Origin of the sequence: Rhodovulum sp. MB263, from assembly GCF_002073975.1 — a bacterium.
Classification (GTDB): domain Bacteria; phylum Pseudomonadota; class Alphaproteobacteria; order Rhodobacterales; family Rhodobacteraceae; genus Rhodovulum.
On record NZ_CP020384.1, the window covers coordinates 1,292,520 to 1,318,625 of the forward strand.

A 26,106-nucleotide genomic window follows, 5' to 3' on the forward strand; every position below is an offset into this window, starting at 1 on the left:
CATGGCTGCAATCGACTGGCAAAGGGCGGGCAAGTACTTCCTGCTTCTGGACTTCTTCGAAGGCTTCAAGCTCGGGATGAAGTATTTCTTCGCCCCCAAGGCCACGCTGAACTATCCGCATGAGAAGGGTCCGCTCAGTCCGCGCTTCCGGGGCGAGCATGCGCTCAGGCGCTATCCCTCGGGCGAGGAGCGCTGCATCGCCTGCAAGCTCTGCGAGGCGATCTGCCCGGCCCAGGCCATCACCATCGATGCCGAACCCCGCGAGGACGGCTCGCGCCGGACCACGCGCTACGACATCGACATGACCAAGTGCATCTATTGCGGCTTCTGCCAGGAGGCCTGCCCGGTCGATGCCATCGTCGAGGGCCCGAATTTCGAATTCGCGACCGAAACCCGCGAAGAGCTGTTCTACGACAAGGCCAAGCTGCTGGAGAACGGCGACCGCTGGGAGGCCGAGATCGCCCGCAACCTCGAACTGGATGCGCCCTACAGATGAGCGGATACGCGAAACTCTTCGAACAGATGCTGGAGCAGAGCCACAAGATGGCCCGCACCTTCAACCCGGCGCTGGAGAGCTTCCAGGTGCACGGGTTCGACAAGCTGATCCCGACCATGCCCAAGGATTTCATGGACATGATGTGGGGCAACACCTTCAACCCCGAAGGGCTGGACAGCAAGACCCGGCTTCTGGTCGTGGTCGCGGGGCTGACGGTCCTGGGCGCGCAGGCCGATGCCCAGTTCAAGATCGCCGTGCGCCATGCGCTCGAGGCGGGGGCTACGGAACGCGAGATTGCCGAGGTGATCTACCAGATGGCGATGCTGGGCGGCATTCCCGCCATGAGCCGGGCGCTGGACTTGGCGCAGGCGGTATTCGACGACAAGGACGAGGAGACGGGCAAATGACCCTGGGTGAATTCGCGTTCTATGCGTTTTCGGTGGTGACCGTGGTCTCGGGCCTGTTCGTGGTCCTGGCACGCAACCCCGTGCATTCGGTCCTGTGGCTGATCCTGGCCTTTCTCAGCTCGGCCGGGCTCTTCGTGCTTCTGGGCGCCGAGTTCGTCGCGATGCTGATGGTCATCGTCTATGTCGGCGCCGTCGCCGTCTTGTTCCTCTTCGTGGTGATGATGCTCGATGTCGATTTCTCCGAGCTCAAGGCGAAGATGGCGGCCTATTTCCCGATTGCGGGGCTGATCGGCGCGGTGTTCCTGGCCCAGCTGGTGCTGGTCTTCGGGGTCTGGAAAAGCTCGGACGGCGCCGCTGCGCTGCGGGGCGCGCCGACGCCGGACCCGGCCGAGATCCACAACACTCTGGCTCTGGGGCAGCTCATCTATGTCGACTACATCCATCTCTTCCAGGCTGCGGGGCTGGTGCTCCTGGTCGCGATGGTCGGCGCCATCGTGCTGACCCTGCGCCACCGGCCGAACGTCAAGCGTCAGAACGTGCTGGCGCAGATGTACCGCGATCCGGCGAAGGCGATGGAGCTGAAGGATGTCAAACCGGGGCAGGGGCTGTGAACGGCCCCACGATCCCGGAACGGAAGGGACTAGCGGGCGGACGGCCCGGAGGAACGGAATGATCGGACTGGAACATTACCTGACGGTGGCCGCGGCGTTGTTCGTCATCGCCATCTTCGGGATCTTCGTGAACCGCAAGAACGTGATCGTCATCCTGATGTCGATCGAGCTGATGCTCTTGTCGGTCAATATCAACCTGGTCGCCTTCTCGGCCTATCTGGGCGATCTGGTCGGCCAGATCTTCACCATGTTCGTGCTGACCGTCGCCGCTGCCGAAGCCGCCATCGGGCTTGCCATCCTGGTCTGCTTCTTCCGCAACCGCGGCTCGATTGCGGTCGACGATGTCAACGTGATGAAAGGCTAGGGGCTCATGGAAAAGATCATCCTCTTCGCCCCGCTGATCGGCGCGCTTCTGTGCGGCTTCGGCTACCGGATGTTCGGCGAGAAGGCCGCGATGTGGATCACCACGGCGATGGTGTTCCTGTCGATGCTGTTCTCCTGGGTCGTCTTCATGGGCTTCGACGGCGAGATGCGCCAGGTCGAGATCTTCCGCTGGATCGACAGCGGCAGCTTCGTGGCCGACTGGGCGATCCGCGTCGACCGGCTGACCGCGATCATGCTGATCGTGGTGACGACGGTCTCGGCCTTCGTCCATCTCTACAGCTTCGGCTACATGGCGCATGACCCGGAATGGCGCGAGGGCGAAAGCTACAAGCCGCGCTTCTTCGCCTATCTGTCCTTCTTCACCTTCACCATGCTCGCGCTGGTGACGGCCGACAACCTTGTCCAGCTGTTCTTCGGCTGGGAGGGCGTGGGCGTCGCCTCCTATCTGCTGATCGGATTCTATTACCGCAAACCCTCGGCCAATGCCGCCGCGATCAAGGCCTTCGTGGTCAACCGGGTCGGCGATTTCGGCTTCCTGCTGGCGATGTTCGCGCTGTTCTTCCTGCTAGACAGCGTCCGCTTCGACGACATCTTCGACAAGGCGCCAGAGCTCGCGGCAACCCAGCTCAGCTTCCTGAGCGGCAGCTGGAACGCGGCCAATGTGGTGGGCGTTCTGCTCTTCATCGGAGCGATGGGGAAATCGGCACAGCTTTTCCTCCATACCTGGCTGCCCGACGCGATGGAGGGGCCGACGCCGGTCTCGGCGCTGATCCACGCCGCGACCATGGTCACGGCCGGGGTGTTCCTCGTCTGCCGGATGTCGCCGGTGCTGGAATTCGCCCCCGATGCCAAGAACATGATCGTCTTCATCGGCGCGGTCACCGCCTTCTTCGCAGCGACGGTGGGGCTGGTGCAGAACGACATCAAGCGCGTGATCGCCTATTCGACCTGTTCGCAGCTGGGCTACATGTTCGTGGCGGCGGGCGTCGGGGTCTATTCGGCGGCGATGTTCCACCTGCTGACGCATGCCTTCTTCAAGGCACTGCTGTTCCTCTGTGCGGGCTCGGTCATCCATGCCATGCATCACGAACAGGACATGCGGAACTATGGCGGGCTCAGGAAGAAGATCCCCTTCACCTTCTGGACGATGGTGATCGGCACGCTGGCCATCACCGGCGTCGGCATTCCGCTGACCCATATCGGCTTCGCGGGCTTCCTGTCTAAGGACGCCATCATCGAGAGCGCCTGGGGCGGGCATGCCTATTTCGCCTTCTGGATGCTCGTGATCGCCGCGGCCTTCACCAGCTTCTATTCCTGGCGGCTGATCTTCATGACCTTCTTCGGCGAGTCGCGGGGCGACCGGCACACTCATGAGCATGCCCATGAAAGCCCCTCGACCATGCTGGTGCCGCTTGGCGTGCTGAGCGTCGGCGCGGTGCTTGCGGGCATGCTGTGGTACGGTAACTTCTTCGGCAGCCATGACCAGGTGAACCGGTTCTACGGCGTGCCCTCGCATGAGGTCGTGGCCGGGATCGGCGATCATGGCGACACTGCCACCGAGAGCGCGGCCGCGCTGCCGGGGCAGGGGGCGATCTATACCGCGCCCGACAACCACGCGATGGAGAACGCCCATCACGCGCCCAAATGGGTCAAGGCCTCGCCCTTCCTGGCGATGCTGGCGGGCTTCGCCGTGGCCTGGATGTTCTACATCAAGTCGCCCGAGCTTCCGGTCCGGACCGCGCGTGCGGCCCGTCCGCTCTATTTGTTCCTGCTGAACAAGTGGTATTTCGACGAGCTTTATGACGCGATCATCGTCCAGCCCGCGCGCAATATCGGCCGGGCGCTCTGGAAGGGAGGCGATGGCGGCATCATCGATGGCGGCATCAACGGGGTGGCGATGGGCATCGTGCCCTTCTTCACCCGCCTCGCGGGCCGGCTGCAGTCGGGCTATCTCTATCACTATGCCTTCGCCATGGTCATCGGCATTGCCGTACTCGTCACCTGGATGGCGCTGACCGGGGGAGCCCAGTAATGGACAACCTGCTTTCCATCATCACCTTCACGCCGCTGATCGCGGCGCTGATCCTGGGCGTCTTCCTCAAGGGCGACAGCCCGTCGGACCAGACCAATGCGAAATGGGTGGCGCTGATCGCGACGACGGCGACCTTCCTGATCTCGCTTTTCGTGCTGTTCGAGTTCGATCCCTCCGATACCGGCTTCCAGTTCGTCGAGGACCGCTCCTGGCTTCTGGGCCTGCGCTACAAGATGGGCGTCGACGGGATCTCGGTCCTGTTCGTGATGCTCACCACCTTCCTGATGCCGATCACCATCGGCGCCTGCTGGACGGTGACGCACCGGGTCAAGGAATACATGATCGCCTTCCTGGTGCTAGAGACGCTGATGCTGGGCGTGTTCTGCGCGCTCGATCTGGTGCTCTTCTACCTGTTCTTCGAAGGCGGCCTGATCCCGATGTTCCTGATCATCGGCATCTGGGGCGGCAAGGAGCGGATCTACGCCACCTTCAAGTTCTTCCTCTACACCTTCCTCGGCTCGGTGCTGATGCTGGTGGCGATGCTGGCGATGTATATCGATGCCGGCACCACCGACATCCCGACCCTGCTGACGCATCAGTTCAGCGCGGGCGACATCGTGATCGGCGGCAAGACCGTGGTCGGCGGCATGCAGACCTTCCTGTGGCTGGCCTTCCTCGCCTCTTTCGCGGTCAAGATGCCGATGTGGCCGGTCCATACCTGGCTGCCCGATGCCCACGTGCAGGCGCCGACGGCGGGCTCGGTGGTGCTGGCGGCGATCATGCTGAAGATGGGGGGCTACGGCTTCCTGCGCTTCAGCCTGCCGATGTTCCCGGTGGCCTCGGATATCTGGGCGCCGCTGATCTTCTGGCTCTCGGCCATCGCCATCGTCTACACCTCGCTGGTGGCGCTTGCGCAGAAGGACATGAAGAAGCTGATCGCCTATTCCTCGGTCGCCCATATGGGCTACGTGACCATGGGGATCTTCGCGGCGAACCAGCAGGGCGTCGACGGCGCGATCTTCCAGATGCTGAGCCACGGCTTCGTCTCGGGCGCGCTCTTCCTTTGCGTCGGCGTCATCTATGACCGCATGCACACCCGCGAGATCGAGGCCTATGGCGGGCTCGTGAACCGGATGCCGGCCTATGCGCTGATCTTCATGCTGTTCACCATGGCCAATGTCGGCCTGCCGGGCACCAGCGGCTTCATCGGCGAGTTCCTGACGCTGGCGGGCATCTTCCAGGTCAATACCTGGGTGGCGGCTGTCGCGGCGACCGGGGTGATCCTGTCGGCCGCCTATGCGCTCTGGCTCTATCGCCGGGTGGTGTTCGGCGACCTGATCAAGGAATCGCTCCGGACCATCGGCGACATGAACCTGCGCGAGCGGGCGATCTTCGCGCCGCTGGTGGCGATGACCCTGCTTCTGGGCGTCTATCCGGCATTGGTGACCGACATCATCGGGCCCTCGGTCGAGGCGCTTATTTCGAACTACCAGACGGCACTGGCCGAGACCGCGGTCTCGACCCAGCTGGCCGGAAACTGAGGGGAACGAGATGATCTCTGACGATCTTTCCGTCGTCCTGCCGGAAATCATCCTTTCGGTCTACGCGATGCTGGCACTGGTCGGGGCCGTCTATACCGGCAAGGACAGGGCGGCACCGGTGATGGTCTGGACCACCTCGGCGCTGATGCTGGCGCTGGCGGTCTGGATCGGCGTGACCGCCGGGCCGACCAGAACCGCCTTCGGCGGCGCGCTGATCGATGACGGCTTCGCGCGCTTTGCCAAGGTGGTGGTGCTGGCCTCGGCCGCGCTTGTCATGCTGATGAGCCATGACTACATGCGGCGTCAGAAGACGCTCCTGTTCGAATTCCCGGTGCTGATCACGCTCGGCGTCGTCGGCATGATGCTGATGGTCTCGGCGGGCGATCTGATGATGCTCTACATGGGGCTCGAGCTGCAATCGCTGGCGCTTTACGTCGTCGCCGCGATTCGGCGCGACAATATCCGCTCGACCGAGGCCGGGCTGAAATATTTCGTGCTGGGCGCGCTGTCCTCGGGGCTTCTGCTTTACGGCGCGTCGCTGACCTATGGCTATGCCGGCACCACGCTGTTCTCGGGCATCCTCGCCTCGATCGGCGACGGTCCGATCGGCGTCGGGCTTCTCTTCGGGCTGGTCTTCATGATCACCGGGCTGGCCTTCAAGATCTCGGCCGTGCCCTTCCACATGTGGACGCCCGACGTTTATGAGGGCGCGCCGACGCCGGTGACCGCCTTCTTCGCGACGGCGCCCAAGATGGCGGCCATCGCGCTTTTCGCGCGGGTGCTGTTCGATGCCTTCGGCTCGGTGCCGGACGACTGGGGGCAGGTGCTGGCGGTGCTTGCGCTGCTGTCGATGTTCCTTGGCGCCTTCGCCGGGATCGGCCAGCGCAACTTCAAGCGGCTGATGGCCTATTCCTCGATCGCGCATATGGGCTTTGCGCTGATGGGGCTGGTTGCGGGCACCGCGCTCGGCGTGCAGGCGATGCTGGTCTACATGGCGATCTATGTCACCATGAGCATCGGCACCTTCGCCTTCATCATGGGCATGGAGAAGGACGGCCAGCCGGTCACCGACATCCGCAGCCTGCACATGTATGCCTCGGTCGAGCCGCTGAAGGCGCTGGCGCTGATGATGCTGATGTTCAGCCTGGCGGGCGTGCCGCCCTTCGTCGGCTTCTTCGGCAAGTTCTACGTCATCCGGGCGGCCGTCGATGCAGGCTATGTCTGGCTGGCGGTGGCGGGCGTGATCGCCTCGGTGATCTCGGCCTTCTACTACCTGCGCATCGTCTTCTACATGTATTTCGGGGACGAGGGCGACCGCAGGCTGGACGGCTCGATGCCGCCGGTGATGTGGGGCATCATGATGGCCGCCTCCTTCGCCATGATCCTCGGCGTCGTGAACCTGTTCGGCGTCGAGGGGCTTGCACTCGCTGCGGCCCAGACCCTTGTCAACTGAGGTCGAGGGCTGGCACTGGCCGGCCGGACATGACCTGATCCTGCTCGATGAGGTCGACAGCACCATGGCAGAGGCGCGCCGGCGGCGCGACCTCGTCCGGCCCACCTGGATCGTCGCCCGCCGCCAGACGGCGGGCGTCGGCCGCCGGGGCAGGGCCTGGGGGGCGCCGTCGGGCAATCTGGCCGCGACCCTCGTCTTTTCGCCCGGATGTCCTCCGGCGACGGCAGCGCTCTATTCTTTCGTCACCTCCTTTGCGCTTTACGCCACCTGTCTGGCCTATCTCGACAATCGCGACGCCATCACGCTGAAATGGCCCAATGACGTGCTGCTGAATGGCGGCAAGATGGCGGGCATCCTGCTTGAATCCGAAGGCACGGTGTCCGGGGTCGGGCGGCTGTCGATCGGGCTGGGGGTCAATCTGAACGCCCTTCCCGACGCCGCCACCGTCGAGCCCCGCGCGCTGATGCCCGCCACCCTGGCCGAAGAGATCGGTGAGCCCGTCGATCCGCTCGAATTCCTGTCCTTCTTTGCCGAGCATTTCGACCATCAGGACCGGTTCTTCCGGCAGAACGGCTTCGGACCGCTGCGCTCGGCCTGGCTCGAACGCGCGGCACGGCTCGGCGATACCATCACCGCGCGCATGGGCGCCGAGGAAATCTCGGGCCGTTTCCTGACGGTGGACGAAGACGGGCAGCTTGTCATAGAGACGCCCGGCGGCCGACGTGCGATTGCCGCTGCGGACGTGTTCTTCTGACCGGGGGGATCCCCATGCTTCTCTGCATCGATTGCGGCAATACCAATACGGTCTTCTCGCTCTGGGACGGCACGCGGTTTCTCTGCACGCTGCGCACCGCGACCGAACATACCCGCACGGCCGATCAGTATTACGTCTGGTTCTCGACCCTGCTCGAGCGCTACGGGATCGAGCCCGAGATCGCGGATGTGATCATCTCGTCGACGGTGCCGCGGGTGGTGTTCAACCTGCGAGTCTTCACCGACCGCTTCTTCGGGCTGCGACCGCTGGTCGTTGGCAAGCCCGAATGCCTGCTGCCGCATATGGCGCGGGTCGATCAGGGCACCAATGTCGGGCCCGATCGGCTGGTCAACTCGGCCGGGGCCTTCGACCGGCATGGCGGCGATCTGATCGTGGTCGATTTCGGCACCGCCACCACCTTCGACGTGGTCGCCCATGACGGTGCCTATGTCGGCGGCGTGATCGCGCCCGGGGTCAATCTCAGCCTCGAGGCGCTGCACATGGCGGCGGCTGCGCTGCCGCATGTGGACGTGACCCAGCCGCCGCAGGTGATCGGCACCAACACCGTCGCCTGCATGCAATCGGGGGTCTTCTGGGGCTATGTCGGTCTCGTGCGCGAGATCTGCGACCGGATCCGGGCGGAATACGACCGGCCGATGCGGATTATCGGCACCGGGGGGCTTGCGCCGCTCTTCGCACAGGGCGATGTCCTGTTCGACTGCATCGAAGACGATCTGACCATGCACGGCCTGACCGTGATCCACGCCTATAACAAGGAAAACGGGGCGACATGAGCAAGAACAGACTGATCTACCTTCCCCTCGGCGGCGCCGGGGAAATCGGCATGAACGCCTATGTCTATGGCTATGGCGCTCCGGGGAAGGAGCGTCTGATCCTCGTCGACCTGGGCGTCACCTTCCCCAACATGGAGACGAGCCCCGGCGTCGATCTGATCTTCGCCGACATGAGCTGGCTCGAGGAACGCCGCGACCGGCTCGAGGCGATCTTCATCACCCATGCCCATGAGGACCATGTCGGCGCGCTCGGCCATCTCTGGCCGCGCCTCGGCGCGCGGGTCTATGCCCGGCCCTTCACCGCCAATATCGCCTGCCACAAGATGGAGGATCAGGGCCAGGATCCCGGGAAGATCACCGTGGTCGAGCCCTGGCCCGCCCGGATCAATGCGGGGCCGTTCCAGGTCTCTTACCTGCCGGTGTCGCATTCGATCCCCGAAAGCTCGGGGCTGGTGATCGACACGCCCGTGGGGCGGATCGTTCATACCGGCGATTTCAAGCTCGACCGCACGCCCATCGTCGGCGACCCGTTCGACCCGGATCTCTGGGGACAGGTCGCGGCCGAGGGGGTCAAGGTGCTGACCTGCGACTCGACCAATGTCTTCTCGCCCAATCCGGGCCGGTCGGAAACCACGCTGGGGCCGGCGATCCGCCAGCTTGTCGAGCGCGCCGAGGGCATGGTCGTGGCCACCACCTTCGCCTCGAATATCGCGCGGCTGAAGACCCTGGCCGAGGCCGGGCGCGATGCCGGACGTTCGATCTGCCTGCTGGGCCGGGCGATGCGCCGGATGGTCGAGGCCGGGATCGAAAGCGGCGTGCTGACCGATTTTCCCAAGGTCGTCAGCCCCGAAGAGGCGGCCGATCTGCCCCGCGACAAGGTGATGCTGATCGTGACCGGCAGCCAGGGCGAACGGCGCGCGGCCTCGGCCCAGCTCTCCCGTGGCAAGTATATGGGGCTCAGCCTCGCCGAGGGCGACATGTTCCTGTTCTCGTCGAAGACCATTCCCGGAAACGAGCGCGAGGTGATCCGCATCATCAACGCGCTCTCCGAGATGGGCGTGGATGTGGTGTCGGACGACGCCGATCTTTATCACGTCTCGGGCCATGCCAACCGGCCGGACCTGTCGCGTATCCATACGCTGATGAAGCCGGATATGGTGGTGCCGATGCATGGCGAACACCGTCACCTGCGCGAGCATGTCAAGCTTGCCGCCGAAAACGGCCTGCCGGCCGTGGTGGCGGTCAACGGCACGATGCTGGATCTCACCGGCACGCGGCCGCAGCCGGCCGAGTTCGTCGAGACCGGGCGGACCTATCTGGACGGCTCGGTGCAGATCGGGGCGCTTGACGGCATCGTGCGCGACCGGATCCGGATGGCGCTGAGGGGGCTCGTGGTGGTGACCGCGATCCTCGACGAGGAGGACGAGCCGCTGGGCGAGCCCTGGGTCGAGCTGAACGGCCTGCCCGAGACCGGGCGGTCGCGCGCGGCGCTGTCGGAGGTGCTCGAAGAGGATCTCGACCAGTTCCTGCGCCGCGCCGATGACAAGACCCTGGCCGATGACGACAAGCTCGAGGAGGCTATGCGCCGTATCGTGCGCCAGACCGCCCAGGCCGAGATCGGCAAGAAGCCCGAGGTGATCGTGGTGATCAGCCGGCTCAGCGCCTGAGCCGAGCAGGGAAGGGCGCCGTCAGGGGCCCTTCCGCTTTTCCCACATGAAAAAGGCGCCCCGCGGGGCGCCTTTTTCATGTCTCTGCACGCGCCCCGTCGGGGCGCGGCGATCTCTGTCAGAGCGTCATTCGGCGTTCTGTTCCACCGGCTCGTCCACCGCTTCCGACTCGGTCTCGGTCCGGGGCTTGAACGAGCGCAGCAGGAAGGCCGGCATGTGATCGCCCATCCCCACCACCGGCTCGTCGCGATGGCCGCGACCGCCGCTGCGGCGCTGGTTCTGGTTCTGGCTCTGGTGACGGCCCTGTTGCCTGCCATGGTCCTGGTTGTCATGGCTGCGCTCGGCCCGCTCGGGGCGGCGCTCGTTCCGGGCGGGCCGGCTGCTTTCGCGCGGTTCCTCGCTGCGTTCCGGGCTTGCCGGAGTCGCCGGAGCCGCTGCGGCCTCGGTATCGCTGTCATGAGGCTTGTTGCGACGCGTGCGGTTGCCCCGGTCCTCGTCCCCGCTTTTCAGCGGGCTTTCGACGCGCGGGATCTTCTTCTCGACCAGATCCTCAATCGCGGTCAGCCATTTCTCGTCATAGGGCACGCAGATCGTCAGCGCCTTGCCCTCGCGGCCCGCGCGGCCGGTCCGGCCGATCCGGTGGACGTAATCCTCGGCATGAGAGGGAACGTCATAGTTGAAGACATGGCTGACGGCCGGCACGTCGAGGCCGCGCGCCGCCACATCCGAGGCGATCAGGAAGCGCAGCTTGCCTTCGCGGAAGGAATCCAGCGTCCGGGTGCGTTGCGACTGGTCGAGATCGCCATGGATCGGCGCCGCGTCATAGCCATGTGCCTTGAGCGACTTGGCGACGATGTCGACCTCGGTCTTGCGGTTGCAGAAGATGATGGCGTTGGTGCAGGCCTCGCCCTCGCGGTCGATCAGGGCCCGCAGCAGCTCGCGCTTTTCCTTGGCCTGACGGTCCTTGCGCGAGGCGGTGTAGCAGATCACGCCCTGCTCGATGCTTTCGGCGGCGCTGGCGCGGCGGGCGACCTCGATCTTGGCCGGTGCCGAGAGGAAGGTGTTGGTCACCCGCTCGATCTCGGGCGCCATGGTGGCCGAGAAGAACAGCGTCTGCCGGGTGAAGGGGGTCAGCTGGAAGATCCGCTCGATATCGGGGATGAACCCCATGTCGAGCATCCGGTCGGCCTCGTCCACCACCATGATCTGCACGCCGGTCAGAAGCAGCTTGCCGCGCTCGAAATGGTCAAGCAGGCGGCCGGGGGTCGCGATCAGCACGTCGACGCCCTTGTCGATCAGCGCATCCTGTTCCTTGAAGCTGACGCCGCCGATCAGGAGCGCCTTGGTCAGCTTGGTCTTCTTGGCGTAGATGTCGAAATTCTCGGCGCATTGCGCGGCAAGCTCGCGGGTCGGCGCCAGCACCAGACTGCGCGGCATCCGGGCCCGGGCACGGCCGCGGCCGAGCAGGGTGATCATCGGCAGCACGAAGCTCGCGGTCTTGCCGGTGCCGGTCTGGGCGATGCCCAGAACGTCGCGGCCCTCGAGCGCGGGCGGAATGGCGCCGGCCTGGATCGGCGTGGGCGCGGTGTAGCCCGCGTCGGAAACGGCGGAGAGTACCTTGGGGTCAAGCCCCAGATCGGCAAAAGTTGTCATGTAAGTCCTTGGCTCAGTTGCGGCATCATGGCCGCACCTGTCGCACGCGGCCTAGACCGGCCGTATTGCCGGTCAGATCCTATTCCGCGGCTCGATAGAGCAAACCGGCCCTTTCGTCAAGGTGAAGGGCCGGTCGTCCCGGCAAGGGCGCGGCGGCTCAGGTGAAGACGCGCCATATGAAGGCGATCTCGGGGCCCATAAGCACATAGGCCAGACCTGCGACCAGCCCGTCCCGGGTTGAAAGCGCAAGCCCCAGCATCAGCACATGCAGAGACAGCACGAAGGGCAGGCCCGGGATGAAGCCCAGAAGGAAGATCAGCACGCCGGTGACCATCAGGATCAGCGCGATCAGCCGGGTCGCGATGCGGCCCTCGATCAGCGCGACCAGCCGCGGCGTCAGAAGCGGCCGCAGCCAGAGCGCGGCGGGCTGGGCACGGGCGACCGAGACCGCCAGCACATGGCCCGAGATATGCACGCGCCGCAGCCTTGCGGGCAGCCAGAGCGTGGTCTGGCCGGTCATCATCCGCCCGCCGATCAGGATCATGAAGATCGCCACCACCCCGGGCAGGCCGGGCAGCATTCCGACCGGCAGGATCAGGAAGGCCGACAGCATCACCAGAAGTGGGCCGAAGCCGCGCGCGCCCAGGGTCTCGACCAGATCGGCGATGCTGATCCGGTCATTGGCCAAAGCCAGTGCCGCCAGATCCTCCAGCAGGCTCGAAATGATCCAGTCGTCTTGGGAAGTCATCGGCAGGTCGGAAGGAGGAGGCAGGGCGCGCGTGTCATTCCGGTCTGTCCTGGCCGTCCCTGTTGGTTGCCGGAAGGGTCGCGATGTTCTCAGGATGTCGCGGCGTGGCGCCGGAAATCAAGGGGCCGCGACATTCGGACGTGGTTTCATGCAAGTTACACAGCTTGGTTTCATGACTGTCACAAGGCGCGGGTAGGGCAGCGGCGACTGCAACATCCAATCTGGACTCTCCCATGAAAAACAGCCTGTTCCTGCTTTCCGCAGCCGCGTGCGCCCTGGCGGCACCGGCCTTTGCCGAAGACGTCTTTCCGGCGACGCTTGCGGGGCATGCCGTCCTGCCCGCGATGACCATGGTTGCGCCGCCCGCCGATGCGCCGCGCGACGCCTGGATTTCGGGCAAGTTCACCGGATCTGCGCGGAACATGGCCCCGATGTCGGCGATGGGCGATACCGGCGGGCTGCACGGGCATCGCGAGACCGGCATCGCGCTGCCCTTTCTCGGCCAGCCGCTGCAGGGCTTTTCCGGCTTCGCGATGGAGCGTGCCGAGGACGGTTCGGTCTATGTGCTGACCGATAACGGGTTCGGCTCGAAGGCCAACAGTCCCGACGCGATGCTGTTCTTCCACCGCATCGCGCCCGATTTCGGGACCGGCAAGGTCGACGTGAAGGAAACCGTCTTTCTGCGCGACCCCGGTTTCAAGGTGCCCTTCCGCATCGCCTATGAGGGCAGCGAGGGCCGCTATCTGACGGGGTCCGATTTCGATCTCGAGAGCCTCCAGCTCGTCGACGGCTCGCTGTGGATCGGCGAGGAATTCGGACCCTATCTGCTGAACGTCTCGCTCGACGGCGTGGTGCTGGGCGTCTACCCGACGATGGCCGATGGCAAGGAGCTGCGCGGCCCCGACAACCCGGGGGTCTCGGCGACCTCCGTGCCCGGCCGCGACTGGAAGTCGCAGCGCTCGGGCGGCTATGAGGGCATGGCGCTGCAACCCGGCACGGGCATGCTCTGGGCGATGCTGGAAAAGCCGATCCTCGGGGAGGATGGCAAGACCGAGGGCGACTTCCTGCGGGTGATGGCCTTCGACACCGCCGCGAAGGAATGGACCGGCGAGATGTTCAAGTTCGCGCTGGACGAGGGCGCGACCGCGATCGGCGATTTCAACTTCATCGATGACACCCACGCGCTGGTGATCGAGCGCGACAATGGCGAGGGCGATCCCAGCCTGAAATGCGACGGCGCGGCGGCGCCGGACTGCTTCCCGGAACCGGCGCTGCACAAGTGGATCGTGCTGATCGACACCTCGGATGTCGATGCACAGGCCAATGTCCGCCGCATCGGCCATATCGACCTGATGGATATCGCCGACCCCGACGGGGTGGCGCGGTTCGAGACCGACGCGGCGCGCGATCTGTCGGGCCGGTTCACCTTCCCGTTCTTCACCATCGAGGACGTGATGCGGGTGGATGACACCCATATCCTGGTCGCCAATGACAACAACCTGCCGTTTTCCTCGGGCCGCAAGCTCGATGCCGCGGCCGATAACGAGGTGATCCTGCTTGAGGTGCCGGAGCTTCTCTCGGCGAAGTGACGGCCCGCCTCACGAAGACGGACTTGCGGCGCGGGGGGGACACCTCGCGCCGTTTTCATGCCCGGCAGGGGACCGGGCGGCCATCCGCGCGCGGTCTTTTCCGTTTCGGCCGGTGCCCAAACCTGATTTAGCTCCGGACAGCTTTCGCGCGGGGCTCTGGCGCCCGGCGCCGCGGCCCCTTGCGGCCCGCGGCCTGACCGATGCCAGCGCACCGACCGTCCGCCCCAGCCCGGCGCGGGAGCGGCCCTCGGACGGCACCGCCGCCTCTGTGGTGCCAGCGGGTCCGCCCGGCGGCCGTCTGGAAGATGCAAGGAGAAGAGAATGCACACCAACAAGCTCGTTGTCGTCGGGGCAGGGCATGTCGGGTCCTATGTCCTGGCCGATGCCATGAAGATCGGCCTCTTTGCCGAGATCGGGGTCATCGACATTCTGGGCAATGTCGCCTTCGGCGAGGCGCTCGACCAGGCCCAGGCGACGGCCTTGCCCTATATGAGCAATATCAGGGTCACCTCGGGCGGCTACGAGCAATGCGCCGACGCCGACGTGATCGTCGTTGCGGCGGGGCCGAGCGTCATTCCCGACCCGGACGATCCCAAGGCCGAGCCCGACCGTACCCTTTTGACCACCACCAATTGCAAGGTGATCCGCGAGGTGATGGCGGGGATCGTCAGGCACACGACCGAGGCCATCGTCATCCTGATCACCAACCCGCTCGATACCATGGTCTACATCGCCGAGAACGAATTCGGCTATCCGCGCGGGCGGGTCTTCGGGACGGGGACGATGCTCGACTCGGCGCGGCTCCGGAAGGTGGTGGCCGATGCCTGCGGGATCGACCCGAAATCGGTCACGGGCTTCATGATGGGCGAACATGGCAGCACCGCCTTCCCGGTCCTGAGCCATGTCAATGTCGCGGGCATCCCCTTCGCGGATCTCGGCCGCCATTTCGAGGCCCTGGACGACATCCGCGACCCCGGGACGGTGAAGGCCCGGGTGATCAGCGCCGCCTATGACGTGTTCAACGGAAAGGGCTGGACCAATGCGGGCGTCGCGCAATCCGCCGTGACGATGGCCCGCGCCGTGCTGCTCGATGAACGCAGCGTCTTTCCCGCCTGCACCACCCTGCGCGGCCAGTATGGCCATGACGGCGACGTGGCGCTGAGCATGCCCTGTGTGCTCGGCCGCGAGGGGATCGTGAAACAGCTTCCGGTCAGCCTGAACGCGTGGGAAGGGGCGAAGCTTGCCGAGAGCATCGCCTTCATCCAGGCCACGATGCGCGATGCCGGCACCGGGCCCGACACCGCCGTCGCCTGACGAACCGAAAACGGCGGGCCTTCCGGGTCCGCCGCCTCGCGATCAGTCGGTCTGCATTTCCTTGGTCGCCGACAGGGTCAGCTCGGGATGGTCGCGGACCACGCGGTCGATGTCCCATTGCAGCCGCGTCATGTAGACCACGTCGCCGTCATTGTCGGTGGCCATGTGCTGCTTGTTCTTCTGAACGAAGCTCTCGACCGCCGTCTTCTCGCCATGGACCCAGCGGGCCGAGGTGAATTGCGAGGGCTCGAAGCGCACCGGCAGGCCGTATTCCAGCTCGATCCGGCTGGCCAGGACCTCGAATTGCAGCGCGCCGACGACGCCGACGATGAAGCCCGAGCCCACCATCGGCTTGAAGACCTTGGCGGCCCCCTCCTCGGCGAACTGCATCAGCGCCTTGTCGAGATGCTTGGCCTTCATCGGGTCGCCCGCGCGGCAGTTCTTCAGCAGCTCGGGCGCGAAGGAGGGGATGCCCGTGACCTTCAGCGCCTCGCCCTCGGTCAGCGTGTCGCCGATGCGCAACTGGCCGTGGTTCGGGATGCCGATGATGTCGCCCGCCCAGGCCTCTTCGGCCAGTTCCCGGTCGGCCGCGAGGAACAGCACCGGGCTCGACACCGTGATCGGTTTCTTCGAGCGCACATGGGTCAGCTTCATGCCGCGCTGGAAATGCCCCGAGGCGAGGCGCAGGAAGGCCACCCGGTCGCGGTGCTTGGGATCCATGTTGGCCTGCACCTTGAAGACGAAACCCGCGACCTTAGGTTCCTCGGGCGCGATCTCGCGCGGCTCGGCCGCCTGGATCTGCGGCTCGGGGCCATAATTGGCGATGCCGTCCATCAGCTCCTTCACGCCGAACGAGTTGATCGCCGAGCCGAACCAGATCGGCGTCATCTGGCCTTCCAGGACTGCCTGCGGGTCGAGTGCGGGCAGAAGCTCCTTGGCCATCTCGACCTCCTCGATCAGCTTCTCGCGCAGATCCTGGGGCACATGCTCGGCCAGCTTGGGATCGTCGAGCCCCTCGATCTTGATCGACTCGGCCACCTTGTTGCGGTCGGCCCGGTCCATCAGCTCGAGCCGGTTTCTCAGCATGTCGTAGCAGCCGAGGAAATCGCGCCCGACCCCGATCGGCCAGGAGGCGGGCGTGACATGGATCGCCAGCATCTCCTGGATCTCGTCGATGATCTCGAAGGTGTCGCGGCTTTCGCGGTCCATCTTGTTACAGAAGGTCAGGATCGGCAGGTCGCGCAGCCGGCAGACCTCGAACAGCTTCCGGGTCTGGCTTTCCACCCCCTTGGCGCCGTCGATCACCATCACCGCCGCATCGACTGCGGTCAGGGTGCGATAGGTATCCTCGGAAAAGTCGCTGTGGCCGGGCGTGTCGACCAGATTGAAGCGGAAGCGGTCATAATCGAAGGACATCGCCGAGGCCGAGACGGAGATGCCGCGGTCCTGCTCCATCTTCATGAAGTCCGACCGCGTCCGCCGCGCCTCGCCCTTGGCGCGCACCTGTCCCGCCATCTGGATCGCGCCGCCATACAGCAGGAACTTCTCGGTCAGCGTGGTCTTGCCCGCATCGGGGTGCGAGATGATGGCAAAGGTGCGCCTCCGGGCGATTTCCGGCGGCAGGGCGGGGCGGTTCGACGGGGCATCCAGCATGGCCGCGGATATAGGTCAGGCGCGGCGCCCGCGCAATCGGTCAAAGCGGGTCAGGATCCGTCGCCGAAGCCGATGAAGGGCTCGATCTTCTCCCAGATCTTCTGCAGCTTCTCGTAGGACTTCAGAAAGGACGCCGTCCGGTCGATGGCCTTCTGGGCCTTGTCGGCATATTTCGACATCTCCCGCCGCATCTCTCCCGCGATGGCACCCAGCCGCGCAAGCTTCGTCTTTTCCTCGTCTGCACCTTTGGGCACGAGGGCTTTTTCCTCGGCCTCGATCAGCGTCCGGGTTTGCTCGGTGAATACGATCCGGCCATCGTAGGAGAATGCGAGCCCGTGCAACTCGGCCGACAGTTCTGCAACCGTGTAAGGAAAATCGTCGGGAATGAAGCGGGTGTTGGCCGGGTCGCTCAACTCGGCCAGCTCGGGATAGAAACCGTAAAGCTGTCGGCCGCGCTTGATGACACGCCGATAAAGCGCGGCGTCGTTGGCTTCCAGCGCCTCGATATCGTCGCAGCCGCCAAGTGCGAGGGTTTCGATATAGTCCTCCAGCAGGGTCGGCAGGAAGGTCTCTTCCTCCGCCTTCAACGCATCGGCCAACGCCTGGGCGGTCGCCAGAAGCTGCTCTGCGGGTCTGACCCGGTTCGAAGTTTCGCGGTCTTCGCGTTTATAGGGGCGCAGGCAACGGCAGAGGGACTTCACAAGTTCCAGCAACCCGGCCCGGGCCCTTTCCCGGTTGCGCGCGTCGATCGGGGTTGAAGAGGCTTGCCGCGGTTCGGGGCGGGTCGGCGTGAATCTGACATCAAGCTTCCCGCCGACAGTCGTGAACTCGGCGGGCGGTGTGTAGCGGGTCGCCGGAAAGGCGGTCGGGTCCGCGCCGCCTTTGGTCGAACCGTTCGGTTTAAAGAACTCTTTGGAGTTTTGATCTTGAGGCCACTCTGACGGCTCCGGATCGGGCCAATGCGCCGGATGGTGCAGGCCCTCGGGCAGGATCGTTCCGGTATCGCCGAGCATGGTGTCGAGCTGGGACTGCGTCAGCCCCCGGGGCTGTGACAGATTCGTCTGCTCGGGCGTGCCGACATCGTTTATACCCACGCCCGAGGATACGGTTCGAACATCAGCCCCCCCGAGGTCTGCCCCCTTGAGGTTCGCCCCCCTGAGGTCCGCCCCCCTGAGGTCCGCCCCCCGAGTTTCGCCCCCCCGAGTTTCGTCCGCCTGAGGTCCGCCCCCCCGAGGTTCGCCCACCGGAGGTCCGCTTTGTCTAGATCCGCCAACTGGAGGTTCCCCTCTCTGAGATTCGCCGCCCAGAGGTTTGCCCCCTTGAGGTTCGCTTCGCTGAGGTCCGCCCCTACTAGTTGAGAATCCCGGAGCCTTGCTTCCCTGAGGTCTGCAGCCTTGAGATTTGCCTCATTGAGATTTGCCTCCCAGAGGTCTGCCCCCTTGAGTTTCGCTCTCGCGAAGTTCGCAGCGAAGAGTGGAATTCTGAATTTTTCAAGGCTGTCGGCACGTTCAAACGCCTGGCGGATTTCCATCTCGGACAAATCTGGATCGAAATCCATCCTACTACGCCGCGCGTTCCACGCCGCGACGCCTTCCAGCAGCCATTCCAGATGCTCGGGATTGCCCATCGCCCGTCTCCTCCGCCCGGGCGAAGCCTAGATCGGCCCCGCCCGGGGGTAAAGCGGGTGGCTGGCGCGCGACCGGCAGCTCGCAGGGCGGGGAGGGATCCGGCCCGTGCTTGGGGGGCGTGATGCCGGAAGGCAGGTGGACGGCTCCCGCCCGTCCGACATCCGGAAGGCAGAGAAAACGTGGCCGCGGGCATTGCCCTCGATGGCAAGGCAGGCTTTGGTCCGGCGGAGGCCTTGATCTGGCGGGCGTGGAATGGAACTCTGTGTGGTCACCGACATATTCGGGCAGCCTTTGCCCGGGGAGTGCATCTCGAGGCATTTGCCCCTTGTCCCGGAAATCCGCCGCTTCGCGTTGAACGCGCTTTGCGGCCGGCCGGATCTGACGGGTGAGGCGCTGCACGCCCATCTTTTCGGGGCCGGTGGGCTGGAGCGGGCGGTCGCGGCGCTTGCTGAGCAGGTTCAGGCCGGGGGCAAGGGCGCCGCCTGCTATGGCCTCGGCTACAGCGCCGGGGGCACCGCTTTGTGGCGCGCGGCGGCCGGGGGGCTGCCTCTGGCGGGGCTCTGCTGTCTGTCCTCGACGCGGCTGAGAAACGAGCGCGCGATCATGGTGCCGACCCATGTCTTTTTCGGAGAAGACGATCCGAACATGCCGCCATCCGACTGGCTGAAGACAGTGCCCGAGCGCTGCACGGTACTCCGGGGCGTCGGGCACGGGTATTACCTTCACGCCGGGGACGCGCAGCGCGAGACCGCGTTGCGCATGGTTGAAGAGATGGAGCGGGTCTCGACCGGTCCGGTGCGCCAGGCCGCTGCGGTCGAGAGGCCGGCCGCCGGTTCTGCGGACTAGCGCGCGATCAGCAGATCGCAGGGCGGGTGGCGGATCAGGTCATTGGCCAGCGAGCCCAGGATCGAGGGCGCATCGCCCGCGCGGCCATGGGCGCCGAGGACCAGAAGATCGGGCGAATGCTCCTCGATCTCGCGGTTCAGCACGACATGGGCCGCGCCCTCGACGATGTCGATCTCGGCCAGCCGCCCGGGCAGCCCGGCATCACGGCGCCATTCGGCCAGGTGCATCTCGGCGCTGCGCCGGAACGGGGCGATGGCGATCGAGCTGCCATGCGGTGCGACGAAGCCGCGATAGGGGATATGCAGGGCATGCACGCCATGCATCGCGGCCTCGGGCGCAAGCCCGGCCGCGATCTTGACGGCAGAGGTCGAGGCCGGGGCGAAGTCGAGCGCCGCGAGCAGCATCGCATAGTCGTGATCGACCGGATCGCGCACCAGCAGTACCGGGCGCGCGGCATGACGGACGATCCGCTCCATCGTGGTTTCGCGGATCAGGTCGAGGAAGGGCCGCTCGCGATGCAGGCCCAGCACGATCAGCGCGGCGTCGATTTCCTCGGCCAGAAGCGGGATCGCGGTGCTCGGGTCGCCGGTCAGGATGCGGGTGTCGTGCCGGACCTCTGCCGAATGCGGGATCGAGGCCGCGAAGCGGGCAAGCCGGGTCTCGGCGGCCTCGGCCAGCGCATGGGCCACCTCCTCGGGCAGGTCGCTGTCGATCACCGTGACCAAGAGGATGTCGGCCCCCGTCCAGCTTGCCAGGCGAAAGGCCCGGTTCACGGCACGGTCGGCACGCGGGCTGAGATCGGTTGCTACCAGGAATGTGGCGGTCATGTCGGTCTCCCTCGGATGTCTTTGGTCAAGGTCGGGGCGCGGAGGGGGCCTTTCAAGGGCGACATCTTGGTTGTATGTATATACATTGCATAGCGGTAAGCCATGGGAGGAACCGGTCCCGGGCAGAGGGTGGGGGAATGATGAAGACGGTCCTGATCGCCAATCGCAAGGGTGGCTGCGGCAAGACGACGATTGCGGTCACGCTGGCCGCGGCCCTGGCCGATGGCGGCTGGAAGGTGGCCCTGGCCGATGCCGATCCGCAGGGATCGGCGCTGCGCTGGCTCCGGCGGCGGCCCGCGGATGCCTCGGCGATCCGTGGCCTCGACTGGTCGGCCGGTCGGGGGAGCAGCAAACCTGGCAAGGGGATCGGCTGGCTGATCGTCGATGCGCCGGGGGCGCTGCCGGAGGCTGTCGCGGCCGGTCTGGTGGACGGCGCGCGCGCGGTGGTGGTGCCTGTGCTGCCCTCGGTCCTCGATGCCGAGGCGACCCGGCGCTTTCTGGACGAGATCGCCGAGTTCAAGCGCATCAGGAAAGGCAAGGTCGGGGTCGATCTGGTGGCGAACAGGGTCCGGCCGCGCGGGCGCGATGCGGCCTGGATCCGCGGGCTGGCCGAGCGGGTCGGGCAGGGGCCGGTTGCCGAAATCTCGGATCGGGTGGCCTATGGCGATCTGGCCGAGCAGGGGCTGACGGTATTCGACCGTCCGCAGCGCGCCTATGCGCCGCTCCGGGCGCAATGGACCCCGCTGCTTGCGGCGCTGACCGCCCGGGGATGAGGCGCGGCCCCGATGCCATGACTTCCGTCCTTTCCGGCGGGCTGGTAAGCCGGGGGGGAAACGCGACAGGGAGGCTTTCATGGATCTGGGTCTTGCGGGCAAACGGGCGCTGGTCTGCGCCGCGTCGAGAGGGTTGGGGCGGGGGTGCGCCGAGGCGCTGGCCGAAGCCGGTGTCGATCTCGTCATCAATGCCCGCGGCACCGAGGCGCTTCTGGCCACGGCCGAAGAGCTCCGTCGTGTTCATGGCGTCTCGGTGACGCCGGTCGCGGCCGATATCGTCTCGGAAGAGGGGCGTGCGACGGTGCTGGAGGCCGCAGGGCAGGTCGATATCCTGGTCACCAATGCGGGCGGCCCGCCGCCCGGGCTCTGGTCGGACTGGGAGCGCGATGACTTCATCGCGGCGCTCGATGCCAACATGCTGACGCCCATCGCGCTGATGAAGGCGCTGTTGCCGGGGATGATCGAGCGCGGCTGGGGCCGGGTCGTCAACATCACCAGCCAGTCGGTCAAGGCGCCGATCCCGGTCCTGGGGCTGTCGAACTCGGCCCGCGCCGGGCTGACCGGCTATGTCGCGGGGACGGCGCGGCAGGTGGCGCCGCATGGCGTGACAATCAACAACCTGCTGCCCGGCATCCATGCCACCGACCGCGCGATGTCGCTCGACCGCGGCGTGGCCGAGGCCGGGGGCATCTCGGTCGAAGAGGCCCGGTCCCGGCGCGAGGCCACGATCCCCGCGCGCCGTTACGGCACGCCCCGGGAATTCGGCGCGGCCTGCGCCTTTCTCTGCTCGCAGCATGCGGGCTTCATCGTCGGCCAGAACATCCTGCTGGATGGCGGGGCGACCAACGCCACGCTCTGAGGCGGCGCCCGGGGCGCGTTGCGAACCGGTCCGCGCTGCTTCCGTACCGCCCCGGATCGTCCGCGATGAGGTGGCCGCTGATGTGCGGAGCGCCTGGATCCCGCGCGCATCCCGGGATCTCGGACGGCACCGGTCCCGAAAGGCTGGCATCGTTCCGGGCGGCCAGCCGGCGCAGGGCCCCGGCGCCATCCGCGAAGGACAGCTGTTCCGGCGCGCGGGGCCAGCCGTCGAAGGAGCAGTAGAGGCAGAACCGCCCCGTCACGTGCCCGCCGCGGGGGCGAGAAACAGCCCGTGACCGGTATCGTATCGCGATGCGCCCGCAGAATGGCGGTTGCGCCCTGGACGGAGCAGGCAGTTTTCGGGAACGCGACCAGCGGGCGGCCGGGATCCTCGCCTAAAGGGGGGGGGGCTTGCCGTGCGTCGGCCGTCAGGGTCGCCTGCTCTGGTGCGGCCGCTTTCGCCCGGGTCCCGCTGCGCAGGACCCGGGTGAAGCCGGCGCAGCCTCAGCCCAGCGCCGTCGACTTGATCCAGCTCGGCCGGCGCGAATTCTGCAGCAGGCTGACCCGCGGCGCATAGCGCCCGCCGAGGGCCAGGGTCGCGGCGCGCAGCATCTCGATGCCCTCCTCCGAGCGCACCGGCAGCGCGCCCGGCGCGATCGGATCGCCGACCGTCATCCGGTAGGGCTGACGCTCCTTGTTGAGGGTCTCGTGGAACAAGGTGATGTCGCGCAGCGTCGGGTGGATCAGGTCGAACAGGTAGAACAGCGCCGAATTCCGCGCCCGGATGTTGACCGGGATCACCGGCAGCTCGAACTTGCGCGCGATCATCGCCGCCGAGGCCATCCAGGGCCGTTCATGCAGCGACAGTCCGCGCCGCTTGGCCAGCCGCCCCGAGGGGAAGATGACCGCCAGCCGCCCCTTCTCGATGGCGGCGCGGGTATAGGCCATGGTCTCGCGGGTCTTGGCATGGCTGCGCTTCTCCTCGCGCCATTCGACGGGCGCGATGATCTCTTCCATCTGCGGCAGCACCTTCAGGATGTCGCGATTGGCATAGAAGAAGAGATCGGGGCGGCGCTGGCGCAGCAGGCTCCAGAGCATCACGCCGTCGGCGATGCCGGTCGGGTGGTTGGCGACGATCATCGCGGGGCCCGAGGCCGGGATGTTCTCTATCCCGGTCCCGCGCACGTCGCGGGCCAGAAGCCGCGCCAGCTCGTCCATGATCACGGGGGAGGGGTGGTCCTTCAGCAGCGCCCCCAGCGCCACGGTCCGGTCATATCCCAGCAGGCCGTTGAGCAGGCGCCGGGACGGTGCGCTCCAGGGATGGTCCTCGAAAAGCCAGGGCGCCCGTTCCTCGATGAGCGGATCGATTCGTTCTTTCATGCGCCTTGTCACCACACCCCAACAACATTTCCGTGACACCAGAGCCGATTCGACCGGCCCCGGTCAAAGCCTATCGCGATCCCGCGCACCGGCTCAGGCGGCGCCGCGCCCGGCCGCCAGCAGACGCCCGAGCATTTCGCCCATGTCCCGGCTCAAACCCTCGCGGGCGGCAATCCGTTCCATCGCCGCTGTCGATTTTGCCCGGCGGCCCTCGTCATAGCGCGTCCAGGTCTCGAAGGCGGTCGACATCCGCGCCGCGGTCTGCGGGTTGACGGCATCGAGCCGGATCAGCCAGTCGGCCACCAGATCGTAGCCCGCGCCCGAAGGATCGTGGAAGCCCGCCGCATTGGCGGTCAGCCCGCCGATCACCGCCCGGAAGCGGTTGGGGTTCTTCCAGGTGAAATCGGGATGCTCGGTCAGGGCGCGGGTGACGGCGACCGCGCGCTCGGGCGCGGCAAGGCTCGCCTGCAGCCCGAACCACTTGTCCATCACCAGCCGGTCATGACCCCAGCGCCGGGCGAATCGGTCGAGCGCCTCTTCCGCGTCGCCGGTTTCCACAAGTACGCTCAGCGCGCCGATCTCGTCGGTCATGTTGTCGGCCGCCGCGACATGCGCCCGGGCCTGCGCGCCGCCATCGAGCCGCGCCATGTAGCCAAGCGCGGCCAGCCGGAGCGCCCGCCGCCCGGCATCGGCAGCTTCCGGGCTGTAGGGGCCGGGACAGGTCATGGAGTCGTAAAGCCCGGTCCAGAGCGGGTCGAGATGGCGGGCAATGGCGGTTCTGGCGGCTTCGCGCGCGGCATGGATCGCCAGCGGGTCGGGCACGGTGCCGCGCCCGGCCAGCGCCTCGGCCAGTTCGTCCTCGCCCGGCAGCCTGAGCGCCAGCGCCCGGAAGGCCGGGTCGAGCGCCTCGTCGCGGGCGACCGAGGCCAGCGTCTCGAGCCAGGCCGGGCTGGGGGCCGCGTCCTCGGTCACCATCGCGATCAGCACTTCGCGCGCCAGCGACCGACCGGCCTCCCATTTGTTGAACGGATCGGTGTCATGCGCCAGCAGGAAGGCGCGTTCCCCGGGCGTGCTGTCACGCTCGAGGATCACCGGCGCCGAGAAACCGCGCAGGAGCGAGGGCACGGGTTTCGCCGCGAGCCCCTCGAAGACGGCGTCCTGCCGCGCCTCGCTCAGTTCGATCACGGTCGTCGGCAGCACCTCGTCGCCATTGGGCGAGAGCAGCCCCAGCGCCAGCGGAATGACCTGAGGCTGCTTTTCGTCCTGTCCCGGGGTAGGGGGCGTTTTCTGTTCCAGATGAAGGGTGTAGGTGCCGTCCCTGAAGTCTTCCGTGACCTTCACCCGGGGCGTTCCGGCCTGCGAATACCAGCGCTTGAACCGGCTCAGGTCGCGCCCCGTCGCATCCTCGAAGACCTTCAGCCAGTCCTCGATGGTGCAGGCCTGCCCGTCATGGCGGCTGAAATAGAGATCAAGCGCCTTGTCATAGCCCTCGGGACCGACCAGCCGGCGCAGCATGCCGATCACCTCGGCGCCCTTCTCATAGACGGTCGCTGTGTAGAAATTGTTGATCTCGGTATAGCTTTCGGGGCGCACCGGATGCGCGAGCGGGCCATTATCCTCGCGGAACTGACGCGCGCGCAGGGTCAGCACATCCTCGATCCGCTTGACCGCGGCCGAGCGCATGTCGGCCGAGAACTGCGAGTCGCGGAAGACCGTCAGCCCCTCTTTCAGCGACAGCTGGAACCAGTCGCGGCAGGTGATGCGGTCGCCGGTCCAGTTGTGGAAATATTCATGCGCGATGATCCGCTCGATATTCTCGTAATCGCGGTCGGTCGCGGTCTCGGGGCTGGCCAGCACATAGCGCGAGTTGAAGATGTTCAGCCCCTTGTTCTCCATCGCGCCCATGTTGAAATCGTCGACGGCCACGATGTTGAACACGTCGAGGTCATAGGCCCGGCCATAGACCTCCTCGTCCCAGCGCATCGAGCGGATCAGGCTGTCGAGCGCGTAATCGGCCTTGCCCTGATCGGCGGGCCGGACCCAGATGTTCAGATCGACCGCGCGGCCTTCCGAGGTGGTGAAGCGCTCCGAGGTCGCGACCAGCTCGCCCGCGACCAGCGCGAAAAGATAGCTGGGCTTGGGCCAGGGGTCGTCCCATTCGGCAAAGCCCGTGCCCTTGGCCACCGGGTTGCCGTTCGACAAGAGGACGGGCAGGTCGCTTTCGATGCGGACCCGGAACGGCGCCATCACGTCGGGGCGGTCCGGATAGAAGGTGATCTTCCTGAACCCCTCGGCCTCGCATTGCGTGCAATACATGCCGTTCGACATGTAAAGCCCTTCAAGTGCGGTGTTTTCCGCCGGTGCGATCTCGACCTCGCTCTCCCAGAGGAACGGCGCGTCGGGCACCTCGCAGTTCAGCCCGGCGGCGGTGAGCTCGGGGGTGACGGGGTGGCCGTCGATGGAGGCCGAGACCAGCCTCAGATCCTCGCCATGCAGGAAGAACCGGCGGTCGGTCGCGGCCGGATTGGGACGGAAGGCGATCCTTGCGCGCACCCGGGTTTCGGTCGGGGTCAGGCGGAAGGTCAGCTCGACCCGGTCCACCAAAAAGCCGAACGGGGTGTAGTCTTTCAGGAAAACGGGTTGCGGCGTGGCGTCTGTCATCTGTCTCTCCACTGGGCACCTCCCTGACCTATACCCC

The 26,106-nt window shown here is 66.2% G+C and carries 22 protein-coding genes and 2 pseudogenes; 15 read left to right on the forward strand and 9 right to left on the reverse strand.

Features of this window, described 5'->3' with window-relative positions:
• The first annotated feature begins 1 nt into the window (after position 1).
• From nuoI to B5V46_RS06255, 10 genes are read left to right on the forward strand one after another with little or no spacing between them, the layout of a single operon-like run.
• Positions 2 to 496, forward strand: a complete 495-nt coding sequence (nuoI, locus tag B5V46_RS06210; protein ID WP_075786502.1) for an NADH-quinone oxidoreductase subunit NuoI — start codon at positions 2 to 4, stop codon at positions 494 to 496.
• A complete protein-coding gene (locus B5V46_RS06215) occupies positions 493 to 903 on the forward strand; it encodes a carboxymuconolactone decarboxylase family protein (RefSeq protein ID WP_080615785.1) in 411 nt (136 codons plus the stop codon). The genes nuoI and B5V46_RS06215 overlap by 4 nt, the downstream gene beginning before the upstream one ends.
• Positions 900 to 1,514 carry an NADH-quinone oxidoreductase subunit J gene (locus tag B5V46_RS06220; protein WP_080615786.1) on the forward strand — a complete coding sequence of 205 codons (615 nt, stop codon included), beginning with the start codon at positions 900 to 902 and terminating at the stop codon, positions 1,512 to 1,514. Before B5V46_RS06215 ends, B5V46_RS06220 begins: the two co-directional genes overlap by 4 nt.
• A gap of 58 nt (positions 1,515 to 1,572) precedes the next feature.
• Positions 1,573 to 1,878: an NADH-quinone oxidoreductase subunit NuoK gene (nuoK, locus tag B5V46_RS06225; protein WP_080615787.1), complete on the forward strand. Its 306-nt coding sequence runs from the start codon at positions 1,573 to 1,575 to the stop codon at positions 1,876 to 1,878.
• A 6-nt stretch (positions 1,879 to 1,884) separates the two neighbouring features.
• Positions 1,885 to 3,930, forward strand: a complete 2,046-nt coding sequence (gene nuoL, locus B5V46_RS06230) for an NADH-quinone oxidoreductase subunit L (RefSeq protein ID WP_080615788.1) — start codon at positions 1,885 to 1,887, stop codon at positions 3,928 to 3,930.
• Complete coding sequence (locus tag B5V46_RS06235; RefSeq protein WP_080615789.1) at positions 3,930 to 5,471, forward strand: NADH-quinone oxidoreductase subunit M; 1,542 nt, start codon at positions 3,930 to 3,932, stop codon at positions 5,469 to 5,471. Before nuoL ends, B5V46_RS06235 begins: the two co-directional genes overlap by 1 nt.
• Positions 5,472 to 5,481: 10 nt before the next feature.
• On the forward strand, positions 5,482 to 6,924 hold the full coding sequence (gene nuoN, locus B5V46_RS06240; RefSeq protein WP_080615790.1) for an NADH-quinone oxidoreductase subunit NuoN: 1,443 nt from the start codon (positions 5,482 to 5,484) through the stop codon (positions 6,922 to 6,924).
• Positions 6,914 to 7,678: a biotin--[acetyl-CoA-carboxylase] ligase gene (locus B5V46_RS06245; RefSeq protein ID WP_369822814.1), complete on the forward strand. Its 765-nt coding sequence runs from the start codon at positions 6,914 to 6,916 to the stop codon at positions 7,676 to 7,678. Before nuoN ends, B5V46_RS06245 begins: the two co-directional genes overlap by 11 nt.
• A gap of 14 nt (positions 7,679 to 7,692) precedes the next feature.
• The gene (locus B5V46_RS06250; RefSeq protein ID WP_080615791.1) at positions 7,693 to 8,472 is read left to right on the forward strand and encodes a type III pantothenate kinase; all 780 of its coding nucleotides are present in this window, start codon (positions 7,693 to 7,695) and stop codon (positions 8,470 to 8,472) included.
• Positions 8,469 to 10,139, forward strand: coding sequence for a ribonuclease J (locus tag B5V46_RS06255; protein WP_080615792.1), 1,671 nt, complete (start codon positions 8,469 to 8,471; stop codon positions 10,137 to 10,139). Before B5V46_RS06250 ends, B5V46_RS06255 begins: the two co-directional genes overlap by 4 nt.
• 126 nt (positions 10,140 to 10,265) lie before the next feature.
• Here B5V46_RS06255 and B5V46_RS06260 read toward each other — a convergent pair whose 3' ends face one another.
• Positions 10,266 to 11,792: a DEAD/DEAH box helicase gene (locus tag B5V46_RS06260; RefSeq protein ID WP_080615793.1), complete on the reverse strand. Its 1,527-nt coding sequence runs from the start codon at positions 11,790 to 11,792 to the stop codon at positions 10,266 to 10,268.
• Between the two features lie 157 nt (positions 11,793 to 11,949).
• Positions 11,950 to 12,540 carry an exopolysaccharide biosynthesis protein gene (locus B5V46_RS06265; protein ID WP_080615794.1) on the reverse strand — a complete coding sequence of 197 codons (591 nt, stop codon included), beginning with the start codon at positions 12,538 to 12,540 and terminating at the stop codon, positions 11,950 to 11,952.
• A 233-nt stretch (positions 12,541 to 12,773) separates the two neighbouring features.
• Between B5V46_RS06265 and B5V46_RS06270 the strand changes: the two genes are divergently transcribed.
• Both B5V46_RS06270 and B5V46_RS06275 read left to right on the forward strand, forming a co-directional pair.
• Complete coding sequence (locus B5V46_RS06270) at positions 12,774 to 14,129, forward strand: esterase-like activity of phytase family protein (RefSeq protein WP_080615795.1); 1,356 nt, start codon at positions 12,774 to 12,776, stop codon at positions 14,127 to 14,129.
• Positions 14,130 to 14,450: 321 nt separating this feature from the next.
• Positions 14,451 to 15,443 carry an L-lactate dehydrogenase gene (locus B5V46_RS06275; protein WP_080615796.1) on the forward strand — a complete coding sequence of 331 codons (993 nt, stop codon included), beginning with the start codon at positions 14,451 to 14,453 and terminating at the stop codon, positions 15,441 to 15,443.
• 42 nt (positions 15,444 to 15,485) lie between these two features.
• On the opposite strand, the gene B5V46_RS06280 is transcribed toward B5V46_RS06275, so the two are convergent.
• The 4 genes and pseudogenes from B5V46_RS06280 to B5V46_RS20725 all read right to left on the reverse strand — a co-directional run.
• Positions 15,486 to 17,096 carry a peptide chain release factor 3 gene (locus B5V46_RS06280; RefSeq protein WP_080615797.1) on the reverse strand — a complete coding sequence of 537 codons (1,611 nt, stop codon included), beginning with the start codon at positions 17,094 to 17,096 and terminating at the stop codon, positions 15,486 to 15,488.
• 50 nt (positions 17,097 to 17,146) lie between these two features.
• Positions 17,147 to 18,109 (reverse strand): hypothetical protein, encoded by a 963-nt coding sequence (locus tag B5V46_RS06285; protein WP_080615798.1) that lies wholly within the window; start codon positions 18,107 to 18,109, stop codon positions 17,147 to 17,149.
• A 132-nt stretch (positions 18,110 to 18,241) separates the two neighbouring features.
• Positions 18,242 to 18,340: pseudogene (locus B5V46_RS20810) on the reverse strand (hypothetical protein); the annotation flags it as partial.
• Positions 18,295 to 18,723 (reverse strand): annotated as a pseudogene (locus B5V46_RS20725) (pentapeptide repeat-containing protein); the annotation flags it as partial. The pseudogenes B5V46_RS20810 and B5V46_RS20725, both read right to left, overlap by 46 nt.
• 319 nt (positions 18,724 to 19,042) lie before the next feature.
• On the opposite strand from B5V46_RS20725, the gene B5V46_RS06295 reads away from it, so the two are divergent.
• Entirely contained in the window at positions 19,043 to 19,570 is a 528-nt protein-coding gene (locus B5V46_RS06295; protein ID WP_196774363.1) for a hypothetical protein, read from the forward strand.
• Here the strand turns inward: B5V46_RS06295 and B5V46_RS06300 are convergent.
• Positions 19,567 to 20,397: a universal stress protein gene (locus B5V46_RS06300; protein WP_080615801.1), complete on the reverse strand. Its 831-nt coding sequence runs from the start codon at positions 20,395 to 20,397 to the stop codon at positions 19,567 to 19,569. The two genes, B5V46_RS06295 and B5V46_RS06300, sit on opposite strands and share 4 nt — an antisense overlap.
• A 137-nt stretch (positions 20,398 to 20,534) precedes the next feature.
• Between B5V46_RS06300 and B5V46_RS06305 the strand changes: the two genes are divergently transcribed.
• Entirely contained in the window at positions 20,535 to 21,170 is a 636-nt protein-coding gene (locus B5V46_RS06305; RefSeq protein WP_304442529.1) for a ParA family protein, read from the forward strand.
• A gap of 79 nt (positions 21,171 to 21,249) precedes the next feature.
• A complete protein-coding gene (locus B5V46_RS06310; protein WP_080615802.1) occupies positions 21,250 to 22,029 on the forward strand; it encodes an SDR family oxidoreductase in 780 nt (259 codons plus the stop codon).
• A gap of 503 nt (positions 22,030 to 22,532) precedes the next feature.
• Here B5V46_RS06310 and B5V46_RS06315 read toward each other — a convergent pair.
• Together B5V46_RS06315 and pepN are read right to left on the reverse strand one after the other, a co-directional pair.
• The gene (locus tag B5V46_RS06315) at positions 22,533 to 23,408 is read right to left on the reverse strand and encodes a lysophospholipid acyltransferase family protein (protein ID WP_080615803.1); all 876 of its coding nucleotides are present in this window, start codon (positions 23,406 to 23,408) and stop codon (positions 22,533 to 22,535) included.
• Positions 23,409 to 23,501: 93 nt separating this feature from the next.
• The gene (gene pepN / locus B5V46_RS06320) at positions 23,502 to 26,069 is read right to left on the reverse strand and encodes an aminopeptidase N (protein ID WP_080615804.1); all 2,568 of its coding nucleotides are present in this window, start codon (positions 26,067 to 26,069) and stop codon (positions 23,502 to 23,504) included.
• Positions 26,070 to 26,106 lie beyond the last annotated feature (37 nt).

Bases quoted from the DNA above. Each gene is read 5' to 3' on its own strand.
- nuoI (WP_075786502.1), top strand. From the start codon at position 2: ATGGCTGCAATCGACTGGCAAAGGGCGGGCAAGTACTTCCTGCTTCTG.
- B5V46_RS06215 (WP_080615785.1), top strand. From the start codon at position 493: ATGAGCGGATACGCGAAACTCTTCGAACAGATGCTGGAGCAGAGCCAC.
- B5V46_RS06220 (WP_080615786.1), top strand. From the start codon at position 900: ATGACCCTGGGTGAATTCGCGTTCTATGCGTTTTCGGTGGTGACCGTG.
- nuoK (WP_080615787.1), top strand. From the start codon at position 1,573: ATGATCGGACTGGAACATTACCTGACGGTGGCCGCGGCGTTGTTCGTC.
- nuoL (WP_080615788.1), top strand. From the start codon at position 1,885: ATGGAAAAGATCATCCTCTTCGCCCCGCTGATCGGCGCGCTTCTGTGC.
- B5V46_RS06235 (WP_080615789.1), top strand. From the start codon at position 3,930: ATGGACAACCTGCTTTCCATCATCACCTTCACGCCGCTGATCGCGGCG.
- nuoN (WP_080615790.1), top strand. From the start codon at position 5,482: ATGATCTCTGACGATCTTTCCGTCGTCCTGCCGGAAATCATCCTTTCG.
- B5V46_RS06250 (WP_080615791.1), top strand. From the start codon at position 7,693: ATGCTTCTCTGCATCGATTGCGGCAATACCAATACGGTCTTCTCGCTC.
- B5V46_RS06255 (WP_080615792.1), top strand. From the start codon at position 8,469: ATGAGCAAGAACAGACTGATCTACCTTCCCCTCGGCGGCGCCGGGGAA.
- B5V46_RS06260 (WP_080615793.1), bottom strand. From the start codon at position 11,792: ATGACAACTTTTGCCGATCTGGGGCTTGACCCCAAGGTACTCTCCGCC.
- B5V46_RS06265 (WP_080615794.1), bottom strand. From the start codon at position 12,540: ATGACTTCCCAAGACGACTGGATCATTTCGAGCCTGCTGGAGGATCTG.
- B5V46_RS06270 (WP_080615795.1), top strand. From the start codon at position 12,774: ATGAAAAACAGCCTGTTCCTGCTTTCCGCAGCCGCGTGCGCCCTGGCG.
- B5V46_RS06275 (WP_080615796.1), top strand. From the start codon at position 14,451: ATGCACACCAACAAGCTCGTTGTCGTCGGGGCAGGGCATGTCGGGTCC.
- B5V46_RS06280 (WP_080615797.1), bottom strand. From the start codon at position 17,096: ATGCTGGATGCCCCGTCGAACCGCCCCGCCCTGCCGCCGGAAATCGCC.
- B5V46_RS06285 (WP_080615798.1), bottom strand. From the start codon at position 18,109: ATGCTCGGCGATACCGGAACGATCCTGCCCGAGGGCCTGCACCATCCG.
- B5V46_RS06300 (WP_080615801.1), bottom strand. From the start codon at position 20,397: ATGACCGCCACATTCCTGGTAGCAACCGATCTCAGCCCGCGTGCCGAC.
- B5V46_RS06305 (WP_304442529.1), top strand. From the start codon at position 20,535: ATGATGAAGACGGTCCTGATCGCCAATCGCAAGGGTGGCTGCGGCAAG.
- B5V46_RS06310 (WP_080615802.1), top strand. From the start codon at position 21,250: ATGGATCTGGGTCTTGCGGGCAAACGGGCGCTGGTCTGCGCCGCGTCG.
- B5V46_RS06315 (WP_080615803.1), bottom strand. From the start codon at position 23,408: ATGAAAGAACGAATCGATCCGCTCATCGAGGAACGGGCGCCCTGGCTT.
- pepN (WP_080615804.1), bottom strand. From the start codon at position 26,069: ATGACAGACGCCACGCCGCAACCCGTTTTCCTGAAAGACTACACCCCG.